Origin of the sequence: Mycoplasmoides gallisepticum, assembly GCF_900476085.1 — a bacterium.
In the GTDB taxonomy this organism is placed as follows: domain Bacteria; phylum Bacillota_I; class Bacilli_A; order Mycoplasmatales; family Mycoplasmoidaceae; genus Mycoplasmoides; species Mycoplasmoides gallisepticum.
The window spans coordinates 704,610-725,644 of the sequence record NZ_LS991952.1 but is presented as its reverse complement, the minus strand read 5'-3'; the positions used below and the strand labels follow the sequence as shown (position 1 = coordinate 725,644).

The window sequence follows — 21,035 nt, the reverse complement described above, 5'->3', positions numbered from 1 at the left end:
TTATCTAGATCTTAGATAAGCTAAATTTTTATTAAAAAAACATAACGATGCCTATCATAAGAATGAACAAAAAGAACCGATCGTTAAAAGATGCGCCTAAATCCAAGAAGATTGGATTTTTTTCAGGGATTACGATTGCGATCGGTTCATCAATTGGAGCAGGAATCTTTTTTAAAGCTCAAGCAGTATTACAGAATTCGCATTATTCATTAGCGTTTGCGATCTTTAGTTGGTTATTTGCGGCTTTTTCTGTGACTTCGATGGCACTAGCTTTAGTAGAGATCTCAAGCGGACGTAATGATAATTTATCAATTATTGGGTGGTGTCAAACGTTTAATAATCATTACGTGTATAAAACGTGTAAGAATTTCATGGTCTATATTTATGTGCCATTGACATATTTTTTCATGCCATTTTTCTTTCTTTTATCAATCCAGGATGGGATTAGGGGATTTAATGAGAATTATCATGGACTAAATACCAAAGCAGATTGAGCAATTTTAATGCTTGTCTCTGTTGGGATTTCAGCTTATTTTATTGTGGTGTCAGGGATTAGTTCATCAGCGGCTAATTTTCAAAATTTAATTATTTCAGTTGTTAAGTTTCTACCATTATTGTTAGCAATCATCTTAGGGTTTGTAATCTTTAATCATAATGGTTCTAAACCTGTCAACCCCAAGATTGGGTTAGGGTTTCAAAATAGTGCAACGACTGATTTAGCCACTAAATATAGTTTTAGTAATCTATCACCTGGGTTTGGTTTATTTATCTCAGTTGGTGGGATCTACTTTGCTTATGATGGGTTTTATTATGCTGCTGGGATCCAAACCGAGATGAAAAAACCCCAAAAGACACCCTTAGCAATTTTAATCGGCTTATTGTTTGTTACTTTAGTTTATCTAATCATGGCTATTGCCATGTCATTAGGTTCTACTGATGGTTCACCATTTGGGTTTAAGGCATATTTCGCAAGAAATGATCTATTACCGCTTTATGCGGCGTTCCAAATCACAATCGGTGTGGGAATCCTAGGAATCATTAACGGACTTAGTTTATGAGCTAACCGATTTATGGAAGATCTAATTAAAAAGTTTGAACTACCTTTTAGTATGAAACTAATTAATAAGATCTCACCAAATAAAGTAGTGGTAGGGATGCAATATAACTTAATTTTGGCAGTTCCAGTTGTGATTATTGCTAGTCTGATTGGTGGTTTGGGTTATATTGATAATAGTTATTCAGATGCTGATTATGGAACAGGTGTGGGAAGGATCTATAGTTTTTCTGATCTAATGGCTAACTGGACATCTGTAATCGCGTTTGTTTATATCGTAATAGCAATCATGGGTGGACTGGCTAATCGAAAAACTAATAAGATTAAAGTAAATAAATCCAAGATCTTTGTTCCTAGTGCAGTCTGTGCCATTTTTACGATGGTTGTTTCAGTTAGTTTAACGTTTTTCCAACCGATAGCCGATGCATTATTGCTTTATAATATCCCATTTAATGATCAATACAAAAACGTTTATATCTCAAGAATCTTATTAGTACTTGTTTTATTTGTTTTCTTATTCATCATGTTTATTCCGATCTTGATCGAGAATCAGTTGATGATTAAAAGGTATGGATCGGTCTCTAAAGGAGAACTGGCTAAATTAAGAATTAAATCCGAAGTGAAGAAAACCAGCTTTAAGCAAGAGTTATTAGATTACATCGAAACCTTAAAAACCAAAGATCTAAATGATGATTTAAAAGCTGCTTTAAAAGAAGTTAACGTCGAAGTTGACGAACTAATTATCTAAATAAAATAAGGAGATGAAATGATTTCATCTCCTTATTGTTTTATTTTTCTTAATTTATCCGATTAAACCTTCAGTACCACTTCAGTTGCTAGTGCTTACAGCATTTTGAGCGTTAGGTCTTAACATCTTTTCAAGGTTAGCTGCTTCAACACTTTGAGGTTCTGGTTTATTAATATCAAATGGAACACTGATAACAGAATCACTAAACTTCTTAGATAAGATCTCAACTTTCATATTATGAGCTTTACCAAAGATCTCAATTTGTTGTTGCAACAACATATTGTTATATTCTAGTAATTCAATAATCTTTTCGTCTTTGTTGATCTCAATAGGTTTTGTAGTAGTTGGATTAACTCCTTCAGCAAGTAACTGTTTAGCTTTTATTGCCTTACGGACTTCGATTATGTAATAAGAAACAAATAGTGCTGAAACTAAGATGACGTTAATAATTACAAAGCTAAGTAAAGCAGCAAAGAATTTACCAATGAAAATTCCTTGAACTTGTCATTTTTGCAAATCTTGAACGTTATATAATTTAGCAATTGCTGCAATAATTACGTCGTTTGCTAATGATGCGATCACAGCATTGAAGCTAGTCCCTAGCAATAGACCAATTGCTAACATAAAAATGTTCCCACGTTTAACAACTTGGGTAGCATTTTTCATCGCATTCTTACTTAGCGACACTTGTTTATCCTTATTAAAAAGATCTTTCATATTTTGAATTTAATTTTGACCAATTGAAATTGTATAGTATTTTAATAATTTTATTAATTTTGTTTAATTGGAATTAGCTCACACTGATCCAACGGTTTTTTCTTAATGTTAGTTTCTGCTTGTTTCTTTTTAGGAATCATAAAGAAATTATCTTTTTTATTATCAGGGTTTTTCTTAGTTTTTACTTTATTTCTTTCAGATGATTTTTGCATTTCAGTTAAGAACGAACCAGCAATAATCCCTGAAGGGATTGCAATAATTGAAATAGCTAATAAAGAGATAAAGCTAACAATCACCCGTGAGATTGGTGCATGGGGAACAAAGTCACCATAACCTACTGTCGTTAATGTTATTGTTGTGAAATAAAAGGCTTCAGTAAAGTTTTGAACATATCCCGAACTTAAGCTAGCAAAATTAGATGCATCAACTGAATTTAAAGCACTTGCTGCTGCTTGAATCTGAGCATCTGTGATCTTGTTGATTGCTTCTTCATACTGTCCAGATCCTTGCATAAGCTTGTTTAGGTCAATAAAGACTGCAAACTGAGGGAAATTTAAGTAGTTATCACTTACTTGAGCTAAGAAAGCAGCTCGCTTACGAAGTAATTCAACTGTTTCTTGTGATCAGATAATGATTGCAAACAAGATAATTAAAACAATGATAATTAAAAAAACTGAAGTTAATAGTTTCTTTTGAGTAACAAAGACACTAGTAATTGCACCAAATGGTTTAAATAAACTTAAAACCATGAACAATCTAATTGTTTTAACTAAAGCTAGTGATTGAAATGAAGCAAAGATTAATTCGTTGGTAGCGCTTAAGTTGGTAACAAAGAATTTAATTGCTTGACCGGATGAAAGGACACAGATAATAATGACAATACTATTAAATGTGAAAAAGTATTTTAAGAATGCTTTAATAAATTTTATCTGTGGTTGTCCTGTTGCATACTTGTAAGTAAATGCATGGGCCAATCAGTCTGTTATGAAAACAAAAAATGTTAAAAGTAAAGTTACTTTTGCAAATTGAGCAAAGATATTGTTATTATCAGTTTTTGGCGTAATTACTAATGTTACAAAACTGATCAAAGAAGCAAAAACAATAATAAGGGCATAAATCCCTCTAAAAAGTTTTATTCTTTTTTCATATTGAACTAGGTGTTCATCGATATCTGATTTAGATCAAACGATAATCGATAGAATCCTCATTAATTTATTTCGGCCAATTTTAAATTTGCTAAACCCTAAATTCATACGTATTTTATATAAGCCTATTTTTTATTTAATTAATTATGGAATCGATAATTAAATTTTAATAATTGTATTGGTTTAATATCTATTTCTATTTATTCTTATATATTTTAACAGCTAAGACAAGAATACTATCAGTAAAAGAAATATGATAGGAAACGCAAGAATGGATTTTCAAATCTCTATAGTTGCTTAGTTGATTTCTTAAGTAGAAGAATTAACTAAGTGATTATCTTTAGGCCTTTTAAAATTCGTTAGTTTTACCGATGATTTTCAATAAGATTAATCTGAAATGAGATTTTTCTAATTTAACGACGAGCAAGACAAAAGTCTAACAGCTTCAAAATAGTTAACAAAAAAATGCTAGCAACTAGTGTAATTCACTTAGGTTAGTTAAGAATCTTCCCAAAACATTTATGCTCAATCTGAGTTATCAACTTTTTATCAAAGTTTTACTTTTTTTGTGAAAGAAAATAACCATTTTAAATTACTAGTTTGAAAGTTTAAGAAGTAAAAGTGTTATTGAATAAAAAATAATTTTACCTATTAAAAAATATCAATTTTTACCGCAGATTTTGATAAAAACGAAGAATTTAATCGAGATTTATCTAAGTAATAATTACAGTATTATTCTTTGGTTTATGTAACGATTTAAAGTAGACAATTATTTCATAAAGTGAAGGGATAATTCCGATCATTGTTGGTAAGTAGAATAAAGCAAATCTTCATAAAAAAATCGTGTTATTAATATCGGTATTAAATGCTTTAGAATCAAAATACCTAATAAATTCCCTAGATAGTAAAGAAGGATTAACTAACGACTGGAAATATAATTCTAAAGTTACTTGAATAGTACCTTCACCACCAGGGATTGGAATAAAGTTATTAGCAGTTATAGCTACATTACTAAAATTGAAAACTTTTATAAAGTTATATAAATAAGTTAATTTAGAATCCAAAATCACTAAAGACATATAAACTGAACTATATTGAAAAATTACTAAACTAGCTGTGAACAAAAACATAAAGATCACAACTCAATAGTGTTTAAACTCCTTAATAAATGCCTTTTTTTGATTTACGTATTCCAAACGCTTGTCTTCAGTTAAATCTTTAAGTTTTAGTAACTTTCTAATCTTATTAACTACTTTATAAACAAATAGGTGGAATTTAACACTAAAAACTGCTGTAGCAAAGGTAGTAAAAATACCGAAGTCAACTAACATTCCAAAAAACGAGAATCAATAAGCGATTATTCCGTTTTTAGATTCGATTAAAAGATTGTAATTAGTAGATATATAAATAAAACTAGGTCAGGTTACAGTAATCTGTACGATCGATCAATAGATTGCTGTTGCCCCTACAACCGTAATTGCATCTGATAATTTAACCTTGTTTTTAACTAACCAATAAACCTTATAAGGTTCTGCACCAGCAGCAAAGGGTGTTACATTATTAATTAGTGTACTAACAAGTGCATAGATAAGCCAATCATATCATCTGGCCTTAACTTTATATCTTCTAGCAATAATATAAAGGGTTAAAAACTGTCACAAAAACCCATAAACCATACAAGCAAAAATTAAGAAAATAAATACTTTTTGTCTGGTATCAGATGGATCTCTTAAGATATCAAAAATCTTTTTAAAACTAATATTTTTTAAAAAGATAAACGTCAAAACAGCAATAAGCAAAACAATAAAGCTAACAATTGTAACGCTTATTCGTTTAATATTTGGTTTATTTTTTTCTAAAATATTTTGTTTATTCAAACTTTTTGATTTCTTTGTTTATATTATAAACAATTACCCAAAAATGCTTCGAACCAAAAAATAAATTAGCAATCTACTTGCAAAAGTGCTAATCTTTTTATATAATATTTTGCATAGAACATAACCAAAATTTAAATAATTGGCTTTGCAACTTTAACAATTGATTTGAAAGGATATAAATAACAATGTCTAATAATAATGGATTAATTATTGGAATTGATCTTGGTACCACCAACTCTTGTGTGTCTGTAATGGAAGGTACACAAAAAGTAGTAATTGAAAACCCAGAAGGTAAAAGAACTACTCCATCAGTAGTTTCATACAAAAACGGTGAAATTATTGTTGGTGATGCTGCTAAGCGTCAAATGCTAACTAACCCAAATACTATTGTTTCTATTAAGCGTTTAATGGGAACAAGTAAAAAAGTTAAGATTAATGACAAAGGTGTAGAAAAAGAACTTACTCCAGAAGAAGTTTCTGCTAGCATCTTAAGTTATCTTAAAGATTACGCTGAAAAGAAAACTGGTCAAAAGATTTCAAGAGCTGTAATTACTGTTCCAGCTTACTTCAACGACGCTGAACGTCAAGCTACTAAAACTGCTGGTAAGATTGCTGGTTTAACTGTAGAAAGAATTATTAACGAACCTACAGCAGCTGCATTAGCTTATGGTATTGATAAAGGTCACCGTGAGATGAAAGTTCTTGTGTACGACCTTGGTGGTGGTACGTTTGACGTTTCATTACTTGATATTGCTGATGGTACTTTCGAAGTTATGGCTACTGCTGGTGATAACAGATTAGGTGGTGATGACTGAGATAATAAGATTATTGAATGGATCATTGCTGAAATCAAAAAAGATCACCCATCATTAGACCTTAAGTCTGATAAGATGGCAATGCAAAGATTAAAAGAAGCTGCTGAAAGAGCTAAGATCGAACTATCAGCTCAATTAGAAACACTAATCTCATTACCATTCATCGCAGTTACTCCTGAAGGTCCAGTAAACGCTGAATTAACTTTATCAAGAGCTAAATTCGAAGAATTAACTAAAGACTTACTAGAAAGAACAAGAAACCCAATTGCTGACGTATTAAAAGAAGCTAAGGTTGATCCTAGTCAAGTTGATGAAATTCTTTTAGTAGGTGGTTCTACAAGAATGCCTGCAGTACAAAAATTAGTTGAATCAATGATTCCTAATAAAGCACCAAACCGTACGATTAACCCTGACGAAGTAGTAGCGATCGGTGCTGCTGTACAAGGTGGGGTATTACGTGGGGATGTTAAAGACATCTTATTATTAGACGTAACTCCTTTAACACTTGCGATTGAAACTTTAGGAGGCGTAGCAACTCCAATTATTAAGAGAAACACAACTATTCCAGTTTCTAAATCACAAATCTTCTCAACAGCTCAAGATAACCAAGAATCAGTTGACGTTTCAATTTACCAAGGTGAACGTCCAATGGCTAGAGAAAACAAATCATTAGGAACTTTCTCACTTGGAGGAATTCAACCAGCTCCTAAGGGTAAACCACAAATTGAAATTACTTTCAATATTGACGCTAACGGGATTTTAAATGTTAAGGCTAAAGACTTAACAACTGGTAAAGAAAACAGTATTACGATCTCTAACTCAAGTGAATTGGATGAAAACGAAATCCAAAGAATGATCCGTGATGCTGAAGCTAACAAAGAACGTGACGCAATCGTTAAACAAAGAATCGAAATGCGTTATGAAGGTGAAGGAATTGTTAATACAATTAACGAAATCCTTGGTTCTAAAGAAGCAGAAGCACTACCTGCTCAAGAAAAAGCTAGCCTTACTAAGATCGTTGATGGAATTAACGGTGCTCTTAAAGCTGAAAAATGAGATGAACTTAAAGAACAGATCGACGGCTTCAAGAAATGACGTGATGACATGTCTAAGAAATACGGTGGTGGCGAAGCTCCAGCCGAACCTAAATAGTGAGATCTAAGTTCAAAAATAACCCCCTCTAAATTAAAGTGGAACAATAATTCATTCCATATGCGAAGAATTATTGTTTTTCATATCTCAAAGTTTTATATTAAATAGATAAAATTTCCTGGAGTGTTTGATAAAAAAGAGATCTTGAGATTAATTTCAAGATAAAACTAAGATACTAAATACCCAAACTAGTTTTTTTATCTCTAAAACAGAAAGCAAATATCTATACATATAAGTGTGGATATTCTATAATTACTTAATTAAGATTAAATCCAATCGTTTATGGCCAAAAAAACAACTTGATTAAAATTATTCTGTTCATTAAGTGGGCTAAGTGTGATTTCATCATCTTGTTTTAACCCTGAAAGTTTCTTTTCTTTCAAGAATGAGTCTGATACGATTAAGCTTAGTAATATAACTAGTAACGATCTAACTGTTAGTGACAAGTTAACACATAATGATCTTTTAGCTAGTAATATTACTAGTTCAAATTTCTCGCGATATTTTGAACTAAAGTTAGTTCAAAAAGCTGATGAGCAACAAGATTTAAATAATTTAGTTGATATTAAAGTAGGTGGGTTTAGTGCTGATGATTCTAATGGGATCTTATCTTTTATCGTCACTTTAGAAAAGAAGAATAGTAATCCGGTAGAGTTTAAACAAGTTAGTTTAGAGATCAATGGTTTCTTAAAAAAGCAAGAACCTGTTAGTCAACCTAAGAATGATACAGATAATGTCAAGAAGCCTGAGAATTCTAATAATGATGAATCAACTGATACTACACCACCCCCAACCTCTGATGAACCATCAACTGATCAAGAAAAAAACCTAAACTCTTCTGATGAATCATCAACTGATCAAAGTTCATCACCAACAACGGTTGATGAAACTAAAAAAGTTGATGAAACTAAAAAACCAGAACCTTCTTCAAGCGAAACTAAATTAAGAGTTTTTAGTGATCAAGAGATCTATAAAAAGATCTATGATCGAACGTTCTCATTGGAATTTTATACGCGCTATACAAGAAAGAATAGTTCAAATTCAAATATTGAACAACTTTATTATCTAAACAATGGTACGGGCTGATTATTAGATTATCAAGTTAGTCCACAAAACCCAGATCTTTATCGTTTGTTTTTAGCTACTAACTTGCATGTTGCTCAAACTTTATGAAATAAGAATGATTTTGATCGTCCTGTTACAGATTTAAAATCAGCACCTGAAACGATTGGTTTTTCATTAGGGAAATCTGATCAAGTAGAGTTTAGTGCGCAAAATTCTAGCTTAAATAATAGTGTCGTTAAGTATGCGACATTACTAGATAATACCGCTTTTTATAATAGGGTTCCTAACCGAGCTAATTCGTGAAGAGTTAGTAGTCAAAGATTAACAATTCCCCAAACTGTTTTTGCTGCAGTAGACTTTGTTAATGATCAAGAAACAACACAAGAGTTTTCATCATACTGAGCTAACCAATTCAAAACTCAGTTTGTTAACAACAGACTAGATGATAAGAATCTGTTAGAACACACATACCCAAAAGATGCTGAATCTAGAACTAAGATTGCTGATAAGTATCTAGAACAAGGAATCGGTTTATATAAAGATTTTGCTGTTCTTAGTGTTGTTGTTAATCTTAGTCCAAAAATGTTAGCTAACGAAACAGCTCAAAGATACAATGGTTCAAGATTATTACGTAAATATGTTTTAGAAGCCATTCATGAACTAAACGAATCATCAAGATTGGCCAAACTCCCAGGACAATTAAACTTAACTAATCAAGATCTACCATACGTAGATTTAGATTATCCTTCAATAGATCAAAACCAACCTAATGCTTATAGCTTTGAAGAGATTAATAAAGCTTATATTGCAGGTTATCCAGGAGTAGAAGACTCTAGTAATAGTTCAAGAGTAAACTTTAGATGGGTACAAAATAATCTAAACAAAGATCCAAACTATCAGTTAAAACCAAATATTAACTCTGGCTTAGTTAATAAAACCCAAGATATAACAGGTTTAATCCAGTCTTATCATAATAAGTATTACCACCAATATGGAATTACCCAAGAAGTTTTACGCTCATCTTTAAGATCTGGTTCAAGTGGTAGTGTTGTTTATTCTAAATATGGTTTACCATTTGGAATCTTTTGGGGTGGATATAATGGTGGTGATCCACAACAAGAAGAAAATAACAGAGGTCTTTTTGATTATTTAGCTAACGACACCAAAAAGTCACTTAACATAAATGTTAGATACAGTAATCCAAACCGAGCATCAAGATTTAAGATTAACATCGAACCATATAATTTAATCGATGGAACTAATAAGCAAAAATACCCTAATCAAACTAATTCTTACCGTGAAGCGTTAGCTAAATATTTAGTTTGATCACAAAACAATAACTTCTCTAATAGCACATATCTATTTAGTCATCCTTAGGTTAGAAGGTGTGAGAAAAAAATATAAAGATCTAATTTAAATCTTTATATAAGATTTGTATCGATAAGAGATCTTGGGATCAATGATTGTTCAGATCATTTGTTTAATTTGGTAGTGAAGTTACTCTTTATATTGGTTAGTTGAGATCTTTATTACTTAAAAAGTTGGTTTAGATAGTTGTAATGAGTGTTTAAAGCGTTTTGGTTGGGAGAGGTGATGTACAGAGGTGAAGCATTGATCTGAGAAAGCTGTGGATTTACGCTTAAAATAATACAAATTGTAAACATTAATCTTTAATTAAAATAGTTTAATTTTAAAAAATTCGAGCTTATTGAAAGTAACTATATTTGATATCTTCAAACAATAACTTAGATGAACTAATGAAACATTAATAAAAAAACTCTACTTTAATTGGTAGAGTTTTTTGTTAGGTTATTTTTATTTTGGTGAAGCTTTAAAAGTCATATCATTAATCGTTACGTCATAACCGTTTTGATATTCTTTGTTATAATCTTTTGTTTTGGTTATAAGAGCTATAACAGTACCATAGACTCCAACGTTTTCAGCTGTAACAGCGTTTAGTAAGTGACCTCAGTTATCTGAAGTATCTTTCCCGCCTTGATAAAACTGGTGTTTTTGAAAGAGTCTTTTTCTCCTAAAACCGTTTTAAACATTCTAGTTGCTAAAAGACCATCACTAAGTCCAACATTTCTGGTTGAAATAGTTGGTGTGTTGTAACTTCCATAGTAGTTTTCACTATATAGAAGGTGGTGTTTTTTCATCACGTTATCAGTTCCAATATTATATGAGTGACCTGTAGTTACAACTCTGCCTCTTATAACTGCTTTATCCCTAATTAAATCACCTCTTATTGATCCTAATAGACCTTGTAAGATTAGTTTTGCTTTATCTTCTTCTGTAAAGATTTTTGAATAGTCTTTAAATAAAGGAAGATTCATTTTTTCTCTAAGCTTGTTGTAGTTAGCTGTTCGCATATGTGAATAATGATCATTAAAAGCAATAAGTGGTCTAAATACTTCAATGTCATTTGGATCTAATTTAATTTGCCCTAAAGCGAGTTACTGAATTCACCTCTTCCAGCCTCAAGTTCTTTTTTGAACATCTCTTTATATTTATTAACGGTTTGAACAAATTTAGGATCGTTAATAAATGAGTCGTAGTAAGCGTATTTATCTCTATCGCTATACAGACCACCCTGCTCACCGCTTCCGTATGTTTTAAGTAAAGCATTAAAAATTTCATTGTATTTTGGTTGATATTGAGGGGTTTGAACAGATCCTTTATTATTTCCAGTGATTGTTGGAATCGCGTTAAATGTTTGTTCAGCAGCCTTTTGAGCAGCTACTTCTTTTTGAACTGATGCTTGATATTTATTGATTTGATCTAAGGTAGCATGATAAGTGTTAAAGGTTGGTCCTCTATCTGACACGTAAACGTTAAGAATAGCGCTGTTTGTTGGGTAAGAAGGGTTATCTTTATAATCAGCTAATGAATTTTCAATTGCCTTTATGTTTTGCATAACTGATGCATATTGAACCGCATCTCCAACCTGATGAGCTTTAATTTTTAATTCTCTAACTCATGATTCAGCTTTTTCAAGGGCTAATTCTCCTTGTGATTTTGGTCTGCCTTGATCAGATGAAGAATTAACATCACTTGAATACAAGTTGTATGCTTAATCGATGTATGCTGTATATGCACTTAGATTTGATTTGTATGATCCAACTTCACTATCTTTAGCTGAACCAATTTGCTTATATTGTGATTCAAGAATCTGCGAATATAAATTAATTTGATCAGCTAATCTTTTTTTTCTTCGCTACCACTATGAGAACTAATTACACTAACTAAGTTTTTAGCTTTTTGGACATATTGTCCTACTCATTCTAGTAGTAAAGTTTTTTCAGCATTATTTTTAGCTGATGGAGCTGTTTGCGCGTTGTTTTGTTCACTAACAAGCTTCATTATTTACTAGTTTTGGTTGTTCACTAGTGTTTTTATCATTACTAGTTGAAGAACTGCCTTCATTAGTTGGATTTTGGTTCTCACTTGCAGCTTCATCATTCTTATTAGTTAAAGTCTTTTCAGTTTTTACTGTTTCATTTGTGCTGTCTTCTTTTGTTTCATTTTTATTTCCACATGAAACCAACTTTTCTTATCTATATAGATAATGTATATATTGTTTGAAAAACCTGAATAATGTTGCTATAATTTAGTTATGTTCATCAGATTTATCTGTCTAAAAGATCAAATCATAGATAATTTGGAATGAATATTAAATGAGTATAATTTACTTAATAATTCATACAAACTGAAGCAATATTTGATTAGAATATGCTTATTGTTACAAAGAATTTTGTTTTTTGGCATTATTAAGTAAACAAATTTTTGAAATTAATTAACAAATATAAGAAAATAATAAATAATAGTAAATATGAAAAGATCAAAAATATTTTTTAGTTTAGGGGCTGTTTTACCTCTTGCGGGTGGAGTTTTACTAACTTCGTGTGCAGAAGCTATGAGTAGAACTAAATACAACTTTGCTGCAGACGCTGATTTTAGAAAAGCAGCATTTGGTAATATCGGAACAATTAACCAAGTTAAAAACGTTGTAGAAAATTCATTACAGTTGCCAAAAACTGCTCCAACTGTTACTATGGCTCCTGCTGCAGGTGCTGCTGGTAGTGAAGCTGCTGGAGCTGAAGCTTCTACAGGAACTGGTAATACTGGTGGTACAGGAACTGCTGCTGCTGGTGGATCTGGAAGCAGTGGATCTTCTGCAAGTAGCAGTGCTGGAAGTGGCTCTCAAGGAGGAGAAACTACATCTACTGGAAGCGGCGGATCATCTTCAAATACTAGTGGTCAAAGCGATTCTTCACAAGCTAACACAGCTGGTGGAAGTGGTGCATCTTCTTCAAATAGTGGCAGTCAAAGTAGTTCTACACAAGGAAGCGCAGCTGCTGGAACTGCAGCTAGCGGATCAACATCTGAGACTGCTATGATGACAATGCTTTCTGGTGTATGAAAGCATTTTGATGCAATTGTAAAAGCTAAGATGAATAGTGAAAAAACTACTGCAGAAATGGGATTAATGAAATTCTATACGGATTTCAAAGCTAAATTTGATGAAGTATTAAAATTTGAAGGTAGTAAAAACTTAAGAGACGGTACCGCTTCATTAGAAGATTTAAGAACAGGTAAGACTGACTTAGAAACTAAGGCTAAAGCTCTATTTACAGTTTACAACGCATTGGGGACAGCACTAGGTCAATCTAAAACTTTTGATACAACTAAGAAGAGTTTTGAAGAATTAGCTGAAGCTAATCAAGGTTTAAGCACTCTTTATAAATTAATGAACGTAGATGTTTATAATTTTGCTAAACCAGTTGCAGGTAATTCATACAACGACTTAGCTAGATTCTTTGAAGCTTTAAATGGTTTCTTAGGTGGGCAATTTGCTATGAATACAACAGATCAAAACGTCTTCCAATTATTCGGAAACATTACTGCTCTATTAATCAGCCGTGAACTAAGAATTATTGATGGTGCAATTAATGCAGTTTTATTAACTACACCTTCAACTAATAGAGAAGGTCTTGAAACTTTACTATTAACTAACGTTAATAAAAATTCAACAATCAAACAAAGATACGATGAAACTGTTAAAGCTTTAAACGATGTTAAAGCACAAACTGATCAATGAGCAAATAGTCCAATCGTTACAAAAACAAACAACCAACAATCTAAATTAGAAATGGCTGCTGCTAAAGCTAATGAAACTTCAAAACCTATATTAACAAGATTAGTGAACGCTCTTTATGGTAATTCTGCCAACATGCCAGGATTTGCTGTTAAAGGTTTATTCCGCTCTGTAAACGATCTTAAAACTCAATTAGATGATGTTAAAACTCTAGTTTCTGCAAATTACACTAGCTTAAGCGACTTCATCAATGTTTACAAAATGACTAACACAACATGAATGGAAGGTGTTGGTATCTTTGTTAACAGTCAAGCTCTAAATGGTTTAAACGATACTGAAATTGATAAATTAACCGCTGCTAGCACTTCTGATGCAGCAGATACAGATTTATTCACTGAAGTTAAAATTGAACTTAAGAGATTAGTAGCTGCAACTGCAAGCTTACCTAAAAACGGTGCTGGTCAAGACAAGAGATCTGCATTCTACCTAAACCAAATGGTAAGATCAATTACATCTGATAACCAAGCTAGATTAGCTTCTATGGGTGAAGGTGCTCAAGAATTTAGCTTCTACGTTAACACTGCACTTTAATCATTAAAAGATCTTTTATATTATTAAAACTCTCTAATAACAAAATTAAAATAAGCTAATAATTCCTAATTTATTTGATCAAGGGATTATTAACTAATTCAAATTTGTAAATATTTGAATTAGAAATAGCATTTTGTTATATAATATATACTGCACGTTCAGCAAACTAATATTAAACTAAAACAAAGGGTGCGTAATAGCTTAACAATTAACAAGCTATTACGTTCGTTACTAGGTAGGCTGATTATACTGAAAACGCTTAACACCTTTTTATTATTTAAGAATTAGTTTTATATATCTTGTTTGTTTGCGTGTACTAAAAACAATTCACATAAACAAGGATTTTCATATAAATGTCACGTTATACAGGCAGCATTTATCGTAAAGCCAGAAGATTGAATTTTTCAATTCTTGAATCTGGTAAAGAATTTACGAATAATAAATCAAAAAAAGGTGTTAAAGTTCCTGGACAACACGGGTCTTTAATCCGTCCTAAATTATCTAACTACGGTGAACAATTACAAGAAAAGCAAAAGATGCAATTCATGTATGGTTTAAACGACCGTCAGTTCAGAAGATTATTTGCCGTATCTAAAAAGATGAGTGGGATCTTAACCATGAACTTATTTAGAACGCTAGAATCTAGATTAGATAATCTAGTTTTCAGAATGGGGTTTGCGCCAACTAGAAGAGGGGCTAGACAACTAGTTAGTCATGGTCACGTTTTAGTTAATGGCAAAACCTTTGATATTCCAAGTGCTTTAATTAGTTTAGGTTCAGTAGTTGAACTAAAACCAAGAGCACACAATTTACCATTAGTAAAATTAGCTTTAGAATCTAAAGCTGTAGCTCCATTTGTTGAAGTTAACAAAAAAGCGTTATCAGGAACTTATGTTAGATATCCAGAACGTAATGAACTACCTGCTGATGTTAATGAAACATACGTTGTAGAGTACTACAAACGTTTAGTTAAATAGTTAGGAGATAAATACACAGATGGCAACAATTGCACAATTAATTAGAAAACCAAGAAGACACAAGGTTAAGAAATCCAAATCTCCTGCTTTGCAAGTTAATTTAAACACTCTTGAAAAGAAGGTGACTAGTAAATCATCACCATTCAAACGTGGTGTATGTACCCGTGTGGGAACCATGACACCTAAAAAACCTAACTCGGCGTTACGTAAGTACGCTAAGGTAAAACTAACTAATGGTATGGAAGTATTAGCTTATATCCCAGGTGAAGGTCATAACTTACAAGAACACTCAGTTGTTCTAATCAGAGGTGGCCGTGTTAAGGACTTACCAGGGGTAAGATATCATATCGTTCGTGGTACTTTAGATACAACTGGTGTAGATAAAAGAAGACAACAACGTTCTGCATATGGTGCAAAACGTCCAAAGGCAGATAAGAAGAAATAGGACTAAGATATGCGTAAGAATCGAGCAGAAAAAAGAAAAGTATTACCAGACCCAGTTTATAACTCAGTACTGGTTACTAGAGCAATCAATGCGATCATGTTGGATGGTAAAAAAGGGATTGCTCAGAAGATTTTATACGGTTCATTTGATCTAATTGCTCAAAAAACCCAAAAAGATCCGTTAGAAATCTTCAACAAAGCAGTAGAAAACATTATGCCAAGACTTGAACTTAAAGTTCGTCGAATTGCGGGTGCTAACTACCAAGTGCCTACTGATGTAAGTCCTGAAAGAAAAGTTACTTTAGCGCTTAGATGATTAGTAACACTTTCAAGAAAACGTCATGAAAAAACAATGTTAGATAAGATTGCTAACGAAATTATTGATGCTTCAAATAACACTGGAGCTTCAGTGAAAAAACGTGAAGATACGCACAAGATGGCAGAAGCTAATAAAGCGTTTGCTCATATGAGAATGTAATTTAAGAAATATTTATGGCAAGACAATATCCTTTAGAAAAGTTCAGAAATTTCGGTATCATGGCGCACATTGATGCTGGTAAAACAACAACTTCTGAAAGAATTTTATTCCACTCTGGAAAAACCCATAAGATCGGTGAAACTCACGATGGGGCATCAGTAATGGACTGGATGGCCCAAGAAAAAGAGCGTGGGATTACTATTACATCTGCAGCGACTTCAGTTACTTGAAAAGACTGCCAACTTAACTTAATTGATACTCCTGGACACGTTGACTTTACGGTTGAAGTTGAACGTTCACTAAGAGTGTTAGATGGTGCAGTAGCAGTATTAGATGCCCAAATGGGTGTAGAACCTCAAACTGAAACAGTTTGACGTCAAGCTAGTCGATACGAAGTACCTAGAATAGTGTTTGTTAACAAGATGGACAAAACCGGGGCTAACTTCCAAAGATCAGTTGACTCAATCCACTCAAGACTAGGTGTTAAATCAGTTCCGATCCAATTACCAATTGGAGCTGAAAATGATTTTGTTGGAATCATTGATTTAGTTGAGATGAAAGCTTACTTCTTTGATGGTGGTGAGAATGAAAACTATGAAACTAAAGAGATTCCTGCAGAATACTTAGAAGAAGCAAAAAAAGCGCACAATCATATGTTAGATGAGATTGTGACTTTTGATGAAGCAGTAATGGAAAAATACCTAGATGGTCAAGAGATCTCTAAAGCAGAGATTAAATCTTGTATTAGAAAAGGTGTTGTTTCATCAACTTTATTCCCAGTTTTATGTGGTACTGCATTTAAGAATAAAGGGGTTAAACCTTTATTAGATGCTGTGGTTGACTACTTACCTTCACCAATCGATGTACCTCCAGCAAAAGGTTATAAAGTTGGTGAAGAAGTACAGATCCCTACTAGTGATGATGCACCATTTGTTGGTCTAGCATTTAAAGTGGCTACTGACCCGTTTGTTGGTCGTCTAACCTTTGTTCGAGTTTACTCTGGTGTTCTAACTTCAGGTTCTTATGTGATTAATACCACTAAAGACAAGAAAGAAAGAGTATCAAGAATTGTGAAGATGCACGCTCAGCAACGTGATGAGATCGATGAGATTCGCGCTGGTGATATCTGTGCGATCGTGGGATTAAAAGATACTACAACTGGTGATACAATCGCTTCAGAAAACCAAAATCTAACATTAGAATCAATGACCTTTGCTCAACCTGTTATCTCATTAGCAGTTGAACCAAAGACAAAAGCTGACCAAGAAAAGATGGGGATCTCATTATCTAAGTTAGCTGAAGAAGACCCAACGTTTAGAACATACACTGATGAAGAAACTGGTCAAACGATTATTGCTGGGATGGGGGAATTACACCTTGATATCTTAGTTGACCGTTTAAGACGTGAATTTAAAGTTGATGTTAATGTTGGTGCTCCACAAGTAAGTTATCGTGAAACTTTAAAAGCCAAAGCTGATGTTGAAGGTAAATACATTAAGCAATCAGGTGGTCGTGGTCAATACGGTCACGTTGTGATTACTTTTGAACCTAACCACGATAAAGGTTTTGAATTCGAAGATAAGATCGTTGGTGGTAAGATTCCTAAAGAATACATTAAATCAGTTAAAGCAGGTCTAGAGGCTGCTATGAACAACGGTCCATTAGCTGGTTATCCGATGATCGATATTAAAGCTAGTTTATTTGATGGTTCATACCACGATGTCGACTCAAATGAAATGGCTTATAAGATTGCTGCTTCAATGGCATTAAAAGAAGCTGGTAAACGTTGTCAACCAGCATTATTAGAACCAATTATGGCGATCGAAGTAACTGTTCCTGAACAGTACTTCGGAGACACAATGGGTGATATCTCTTCAAGAAGAGGAATGATTGAAGGAACTGAATCACGTGATAATGTTCAAGTAATTAAAGCTAAAGTTCCTTTAAGTGAGATGTTTGGTTATGCGACTGATCTAAGATCATTTACCCAAGGTCGTGGTAATTACATCATGCAATTCTCACACTACGCTGAAGCACCAAAATCAGTTGTTGAAAAGGTTATTGAAGACAAAGCTAAAAAGAATAAAACAGCATAGCTATTTTAAGGACAAAAATATCTATATATTTTCGAATTTTTGTGCAAAACATCTTTTTAATTATTTAGAATATCTACAAGATAGCGTATCTATAAAAAATTACAGATAGTGATACAAGAAACATACTAAAATGGGGCAAGAGTTAAATAAATTAAAAAAACATAAGATCATATCGATGGTTTTAATGGCTATTGGGGCTCTTATTCTATTGTCAGGGATTGCACTAACAGCAGTTATAGCAAGCCCAATTAACTCAGTAGAAGTTACAGAGATGATGAATGGCCAAGAAGTCACAACAACTAAAAAGATTAGTACGTTTGCCTTCTTAATCAACATGTTACCAAATTACCAACTAAGTACACTTGGTTACTTACAGATTACAGGAGCAGCTGCTGGACTTGTAGTAGGGATTGTATTACTTGCATTAGGTGCAACATTCTTTGTTAAAACTAGACGTAAAACAAATGAAATGCTTACTGCACTTCAAGATGCTGAAGAAGAAGAAGTGGCACAAGAAGAACAAGCTGAAGAAAATGTTGAAGCCACTCCAACTCAACAAGCTGAAGTTAAGACTGAACGATTAATTGGCACACAATTAGTAACAACTGATGTAGCTAGCACTACTCAAGCTGCAGGTACTGAAGAAGCTCAAGGTGATTTATTACCTCCTAGTCAACAACCAACGGGAATGCGTCCAGCTCCTTTACCAATGGGTAGTCCTAAGTTATTAGGTCCAAACCAAGCTGGTCATTCACAACACGGACCACGTCCGATGAATGCTCATCCAGGTCAACCACGTCCTCAACAAGCTGGCCCACGTCCAATGGGAGCTGGTGGATCTAACCAACCAAGACCCATGCCAAATGGTCCACAAAACCAACAAGGTCCAAGACCAATGAACCCTCAAGGCAATCCTCGTCCTCAACCAGCTGGTGTCAGACCTAACAGCCCACAAAATTCTCAACCACGTCCTCAACCAGCTGGCCCACGTCCAATGGGAGCTGGTAGATCTAACCAACCAAGACCAATGCCAAATGGTCCACAAAACCAACAAGGTCCAAGACCAATGAACCCTCAAGGCAATCCTCGTCCTCAACCAGCTGGTGTCAGACCTAACAGCCCACAAGCTAACCAGCCAGGACCACGTCCAAAGCCAAATAATCCTCAAGGCCCACGGCCAATGGGTCCAAGACCAAATGGAGGACCAAATCGAGCTTAATTAACCAATAGATTAGCTCTAAATTTGAAAACAGTTCATTTCCTAGAAAATGAACTGTTTTTTTTTATTATTTGTAAGTAAATTTATTAATCAACCGCTTGTTTTGTTGAATAAAGATAGATCACAACATCTTCTTGATTGACATCTTTAATTTGCATATTATTAATCATTAAAGGGATATTGATGATCTGATACATCTTGTTATTTTCATAATCAAGATAATTAAGATGTGAAGCACTAAAAGCAAATAGCTCTTGTTCAGATTGGATTAGTTCTTTAGCATTATTTAAGAACGACTGATCATCACTCAGTAATAATAAGATCTGATTCAAGTTTTTGATATCAGTTGCTACTTCTTGATTTAACATCAATGTTTCATAGCGTGATAATAAGGATTTAAAACGGTGAATGATTGATGTCGTTGCACTTTTCTCATCGTTGGTTTCAACGTATTGAAAAGTGTTCATTAAGTTAATATATTCTTGCTGGTATTTCTTATTAATCTGATCAGGGTTATCTGAATAGATTAAGATGTTCTTATTAGCTTGATCAACAATAACCATCGTTGCTTTCATTAAAGCTCAGTAAGTAAATAGTTTTTCAATCTTATGCTTTAATAAAAACGGGATGATATTCTTATGTAGGTTAAACTTATTAAAAATAAGTTTTGCAATCTGGTTGACTAGTTTATGATCAACCTGGTTGATAGTTAATTTCTTAAGCATAAGAAGATTTTAAAATATTTAAAAAAACTATTGCTGATATGTTAAAATAGTTAAGGTATAAAAATAATAAATTAAATATGGCTCGTAGAGATGATCTAACCGGGCTTGGTCCTTTAGCAGGAAATAATCGTTCTCATGCTTTAAACATTACCAAGCGTCGTTGAAACTTAAACCTACAAAAAGTTAAAGTAAAAACTGATCGTGGTACATTAACTGTTAAAGTTTCAGCTAGAACGATCAGAACATTAAGAAAACTAGACCTATTGGCATAGTTTTCATTTAAATTAAATAGTAAAACTAGCGTAATATAACGCTAGTTTTTTATTATTATGTTATAAAAAAATAAGAAAAATTATATATTATGGCTAAAAAAGAATACGCATTTACAGCAAAATTAAATCCTGATCGCACAGTGACAGGTAAAACTCCCAAGCATGAACTATTAATGGATTCATCAGCAACTAAAGGACCATCTCCATTAGAACTAATGATGAACGGTTTAATGGGTTGCGAACTAAGTGTGATCAGTTATTATGGTCCAAAACTATTCGGTTTACAACTTGAAGATCTAGAAATGAAAGTTCAAGCTTGAAGAGACCCTGAACCTCAAGATGAATACTACGGTTTAAGAAAGATCGAAATCGAATGAGTTGTTAAATCTAACAAATCATTAGAAGAAGTAAAAGAAATTATTAAATACGCTCACAAGGTTTGTCCAGTATTCAACTCATTATCTGGAAGAATCGTAGTTGATGAGAAATTCACTTTAAAATAGTATTTTAAAAGTTACCAATCAGATTTAATAAAAACTAAAGATGAGCTATCAAAAGCTCA

At 32.9% G+C, this 21,035-nt stretch carries 20 protein-coding genes; 11 read left to right on the top strand and 9 right to left on the bottom strand.

What is annotated here, in order from left to right:
* The first annotated feature begins 47 nt into the window (after window positions 1-47).
* The gene (locus D2833_RS03025) at window positions 48-1,802 is read left to right on the top strand and encodes an APC family permease (protein ID WP_027333116.1); all 1,755 of its coding nucleotides are present in this window, start codon (window positions 48-50) and stop codon (window positions 1,800-1,802) included.
* 54 nt (window positions 1,803-1,856) lie between these two features.
* On the opposite strand, the gene D2833_RS03020 is transcribed toward D2833_RS03025, so the two are convergent.
* The 3 genes from D2833_RS03020 to D2833_RS03010 all read right to left on the bottom strand — a co-directional run bounded on the left by D2833_RS03020 (window position 1,857) and on the right by D2833_RS03010 (window position 5,541).
* Window positions 1,857-2,519, bottom strand: coding sequence for an MscL family protein (locus tag D2833_RS03020; protein ID WP_011884781.1), 663 nt, complete (start codon window positions 2,517-2,519; stop codon window positions 1,857-1,859).
* Between the two features lie 53 nt (window positions 2,520-2,572).
* On the bottom strand, window positions 2,573-3,772 hold the full coding sequence (locus D2833_RS03015; RefSeq protein ID WP_027333117.1) for a potassium channel family protein: 1,200 nt from the start codon (window positions 3,770-3,772) through the stop codon (window positions 2,573-2,575).
* 605 nt (window positions 3,773-4,377) lie between these two features.
* Window positions 4,378-5,541 carry a lysylphosphatidylglycerol synthase transmembrane domain-containing protein gene (locus D2833_RS03010; protein WP_027333118.1) on the bottom strand — a complete coding sequence of 388 codons (1,164 nt, stop codon included), beginning with the start codon at window positions 5,539-5,541 and terminating at the stop codon, window positions 4,378-4,380.
* Window positions 5,542-5,726: 185 nt separating this feature from the next.
* On the opposite strand from D2833_RS03010, the gene dnaK reads away from it, so the two are divergent.
* Window positions 5,727-7,508, top strand: a complete 1,782-nt coding sequence (dnaK, locus tag D2833_RS03005; protein ID WP_027333119.1) for a molecular chaperone DnaK — start codon at window positions 5,727-5,729, stop codon at window positions 7,506-7,508.
* 282 nt (window positions 7,509-7,790) lie between these two features.
* Window positions 7,791-9,950, top strand: coding sequence for an MIP family Ig-specific serine endopeptidase (locus D2833_RS03000; RefSeq protein WP_027333120.1), 2,160 nt, complete (start codon window positions 7,791-7,793; stop codon window positions 9,948-9,950).
* Between the two features lie 152 nt (window positions 9,951-10,102).
* On the opposite strand, the gene D2833_RS04360 is transcribed toward D2833_RS03000, so the two are convergent.
* From D2833_RS04360 to D2833_RS04275, 5 genes are all read right to left on the bottom strand, one after another.
* Window positions 10,103-10,237 (bottom strand): hypothetical protein, encoded by a 135-nt coding sequence (locus D2833_RS04360; protein WP_261974301.1) that lies wholly within the window; start codon window positions 10,235-10,237, stop codon window positions 10,103-10,105.
* 291 nt (window positions 10,238-10,528) lie between these two features.
* Complete coding sequence (locus D2833_RS02995; RefSeq protein WP_231992403.1) at window positions 10,529-10,945, bottom strand: hypothetical protein; 417 nt, start codon at window positions 10,943-10,945, stop codon at window positions 10,529-10,531.
* 74 nt (window positions 10,946-11,019) lie between these two features.
* The gene (locus tag D2833_RS04285) at window positions 11,020-11,637 is read right to left on the bottom strand and encodes a hypothetical protein (RefSeq protein ID WP_225306595.1); all 618 of its coding nucleotides are present in this window, start codon (window positions 11,635-11,637) and stop codon (window positions 11,020-11,022) included.
* Between the two features lie 134 nt (window positions 11,638-11,771).
* Window positions 11,772-11,936, bottom strand: a complete 165-nt coding sequence (locus tag D2833_RS04280) for a hypothetical protein (protein WP_225306151.1) — start codon at window positions 11,934-11,936, stop codon at window positions 11,772-11,774.
* Window positions 11,923-12,120, bottom strand: a complete 198-nt coding sequence (locus tag D2833_RS04275) for a hypothetical protein (RefSeq protein ID WP_225306150.1) — start codon at window positions 12,118-12,120, stop codon at window positions 11,923-11,925. The genes D2833_RS04280 and D2833_RS04275 overlap by 14 nt, the downstream gene beginning before the upstream one ends.
* Before the next feature lie 285 nt (window positions 12,121-12,405).
* Here D2833_RS04275 and D2833_RS02980 point away from each other — a divergent pair, with 285 nt between their 5' ends.
* The 6 genes from D2833_RS02980 (at window position 12,406) to D2833_RS02955 (ending at window position 19,476) form a co-directional block, all read left to right on the top strand.
* On the top strand, window positions 12,406-14,262 hold the full coding sequence (locus D2833_RS02980) for a hypothetical protein (RefSeq protein WP_027333122.1): 1,857 nt from the start codon (window positions 12,406-12,408) through the stop codon (window positions 14,260-14,262).
* A gap of 353 nt (window positions 14,263-14,615) precedes the next feature.
* Window positions 14,616-15,239 carry a 30S ribosomal protein S4 gene (gene rpsD, locus D2833_RS02975; RefSeq protein ID WP_027333123.1) on the top strand — a complete coding sequence of 208 codons (624 nt, stop codon included), beginning with the start codon at window positions 14,616-14,618 and terminating at the stop codon, window positions 15,237-15,239.
* A 19-nt stretch (window positions 15,240-15,258) separates the two neighbouring features.
* Window positions 15,259-15,684, top strand: coding sequence for a 30S ribosomal protein S12 (gene rpsL / locus D2833_RS02970; protein ID WP_011113788.1), 426 nt, complete (start codon window positions 15,259-15,261; stop codon window positions 15,682-15,684).
* A gap of 9 nt (window positions 15,685-15,693) precedes the next feature.
* On the top strand, window positions 15,694-16,161 hold the full coding sequence (gene rpsG / locus D2833_RS02965; RefSeq protein WP_011113787.1) for a 30S ribosomal protein S7: 468 nt from the start codon (window positions 15,694-15,696) through the stop codon (window positions 16,159-16,161).
* A 14-nt stretch (window positions 16,162-16,175) separates the two neighbouring features.
* Window positions 16,176-18,257 carry an elongation factor G gene (fusA, locus tag D2833_RS02960; RefSeq protein WP_014574525.1) on the top strand — a complete coding sequence of 694 codons (2,082 nt, stop codon included), beginning with the start codon at window positions 16,176-16,178 and terminating at the stop codon, window positions 18,255-18,257.
* Between the two features lie 130 nt (window positions 18,258-18,387).
* Complete coding sequence (locus D2833_RS02955; RefSeq protein WP_027333124.1) at window positions 18,388-19,476, top strand: hypothetical protein; 1,089 nt, start codon at window positions 18,388-18,390, stop codon at window positions 19,474-19,476.
* 86 nt (window positions 19,477-19,562) lie between these two features.
* Here D2833_RS02955 and D2833_RS02950 read toward each other — a convergent pair whose 3' ends face one another.
* Window positions 19,563-20,201 (bottom strand): hypothetical protein, encoded by a 639-nt coding sequence (locus D2833_RS02950; RefSeq protein WP_027333125.1) that lies wholly within the window; start codon window positions 20,199-20,201, stop codon window positions 19,563-19,565.
* 77 nt (window positions 20,202-20,278) lie between these two features.
* On the opposite strand from D2833_RS02950, the gene rpmB reads away from it, so the two are divergent.
* Window positions 20,279-20,473 carry a 50S ribosomal protein L28 gene (gene rpmB / locus D2833_RS02945; RefSeq protein ID WP_011113782.1) on the top strand — a complete coding sequence of 65 codons (195 nt, stop codon included), beginning with the start codon at window positions 20,279-20,281 and terminating at the stop codon, window positions 20,471-20,473.
* 89 nt (window positions 20,474-20,562) lie between these two features.
* Entirely contained in the window at window positions 20,563-20,976 is a 414-nt protein-coding gene (locus D2833_RS02940) for an OsmC family protein (protein ID WP_027333126.1), read from the top strand.
* Window positions 20,977-21,035: the final 59 nt, after the last annotated feature.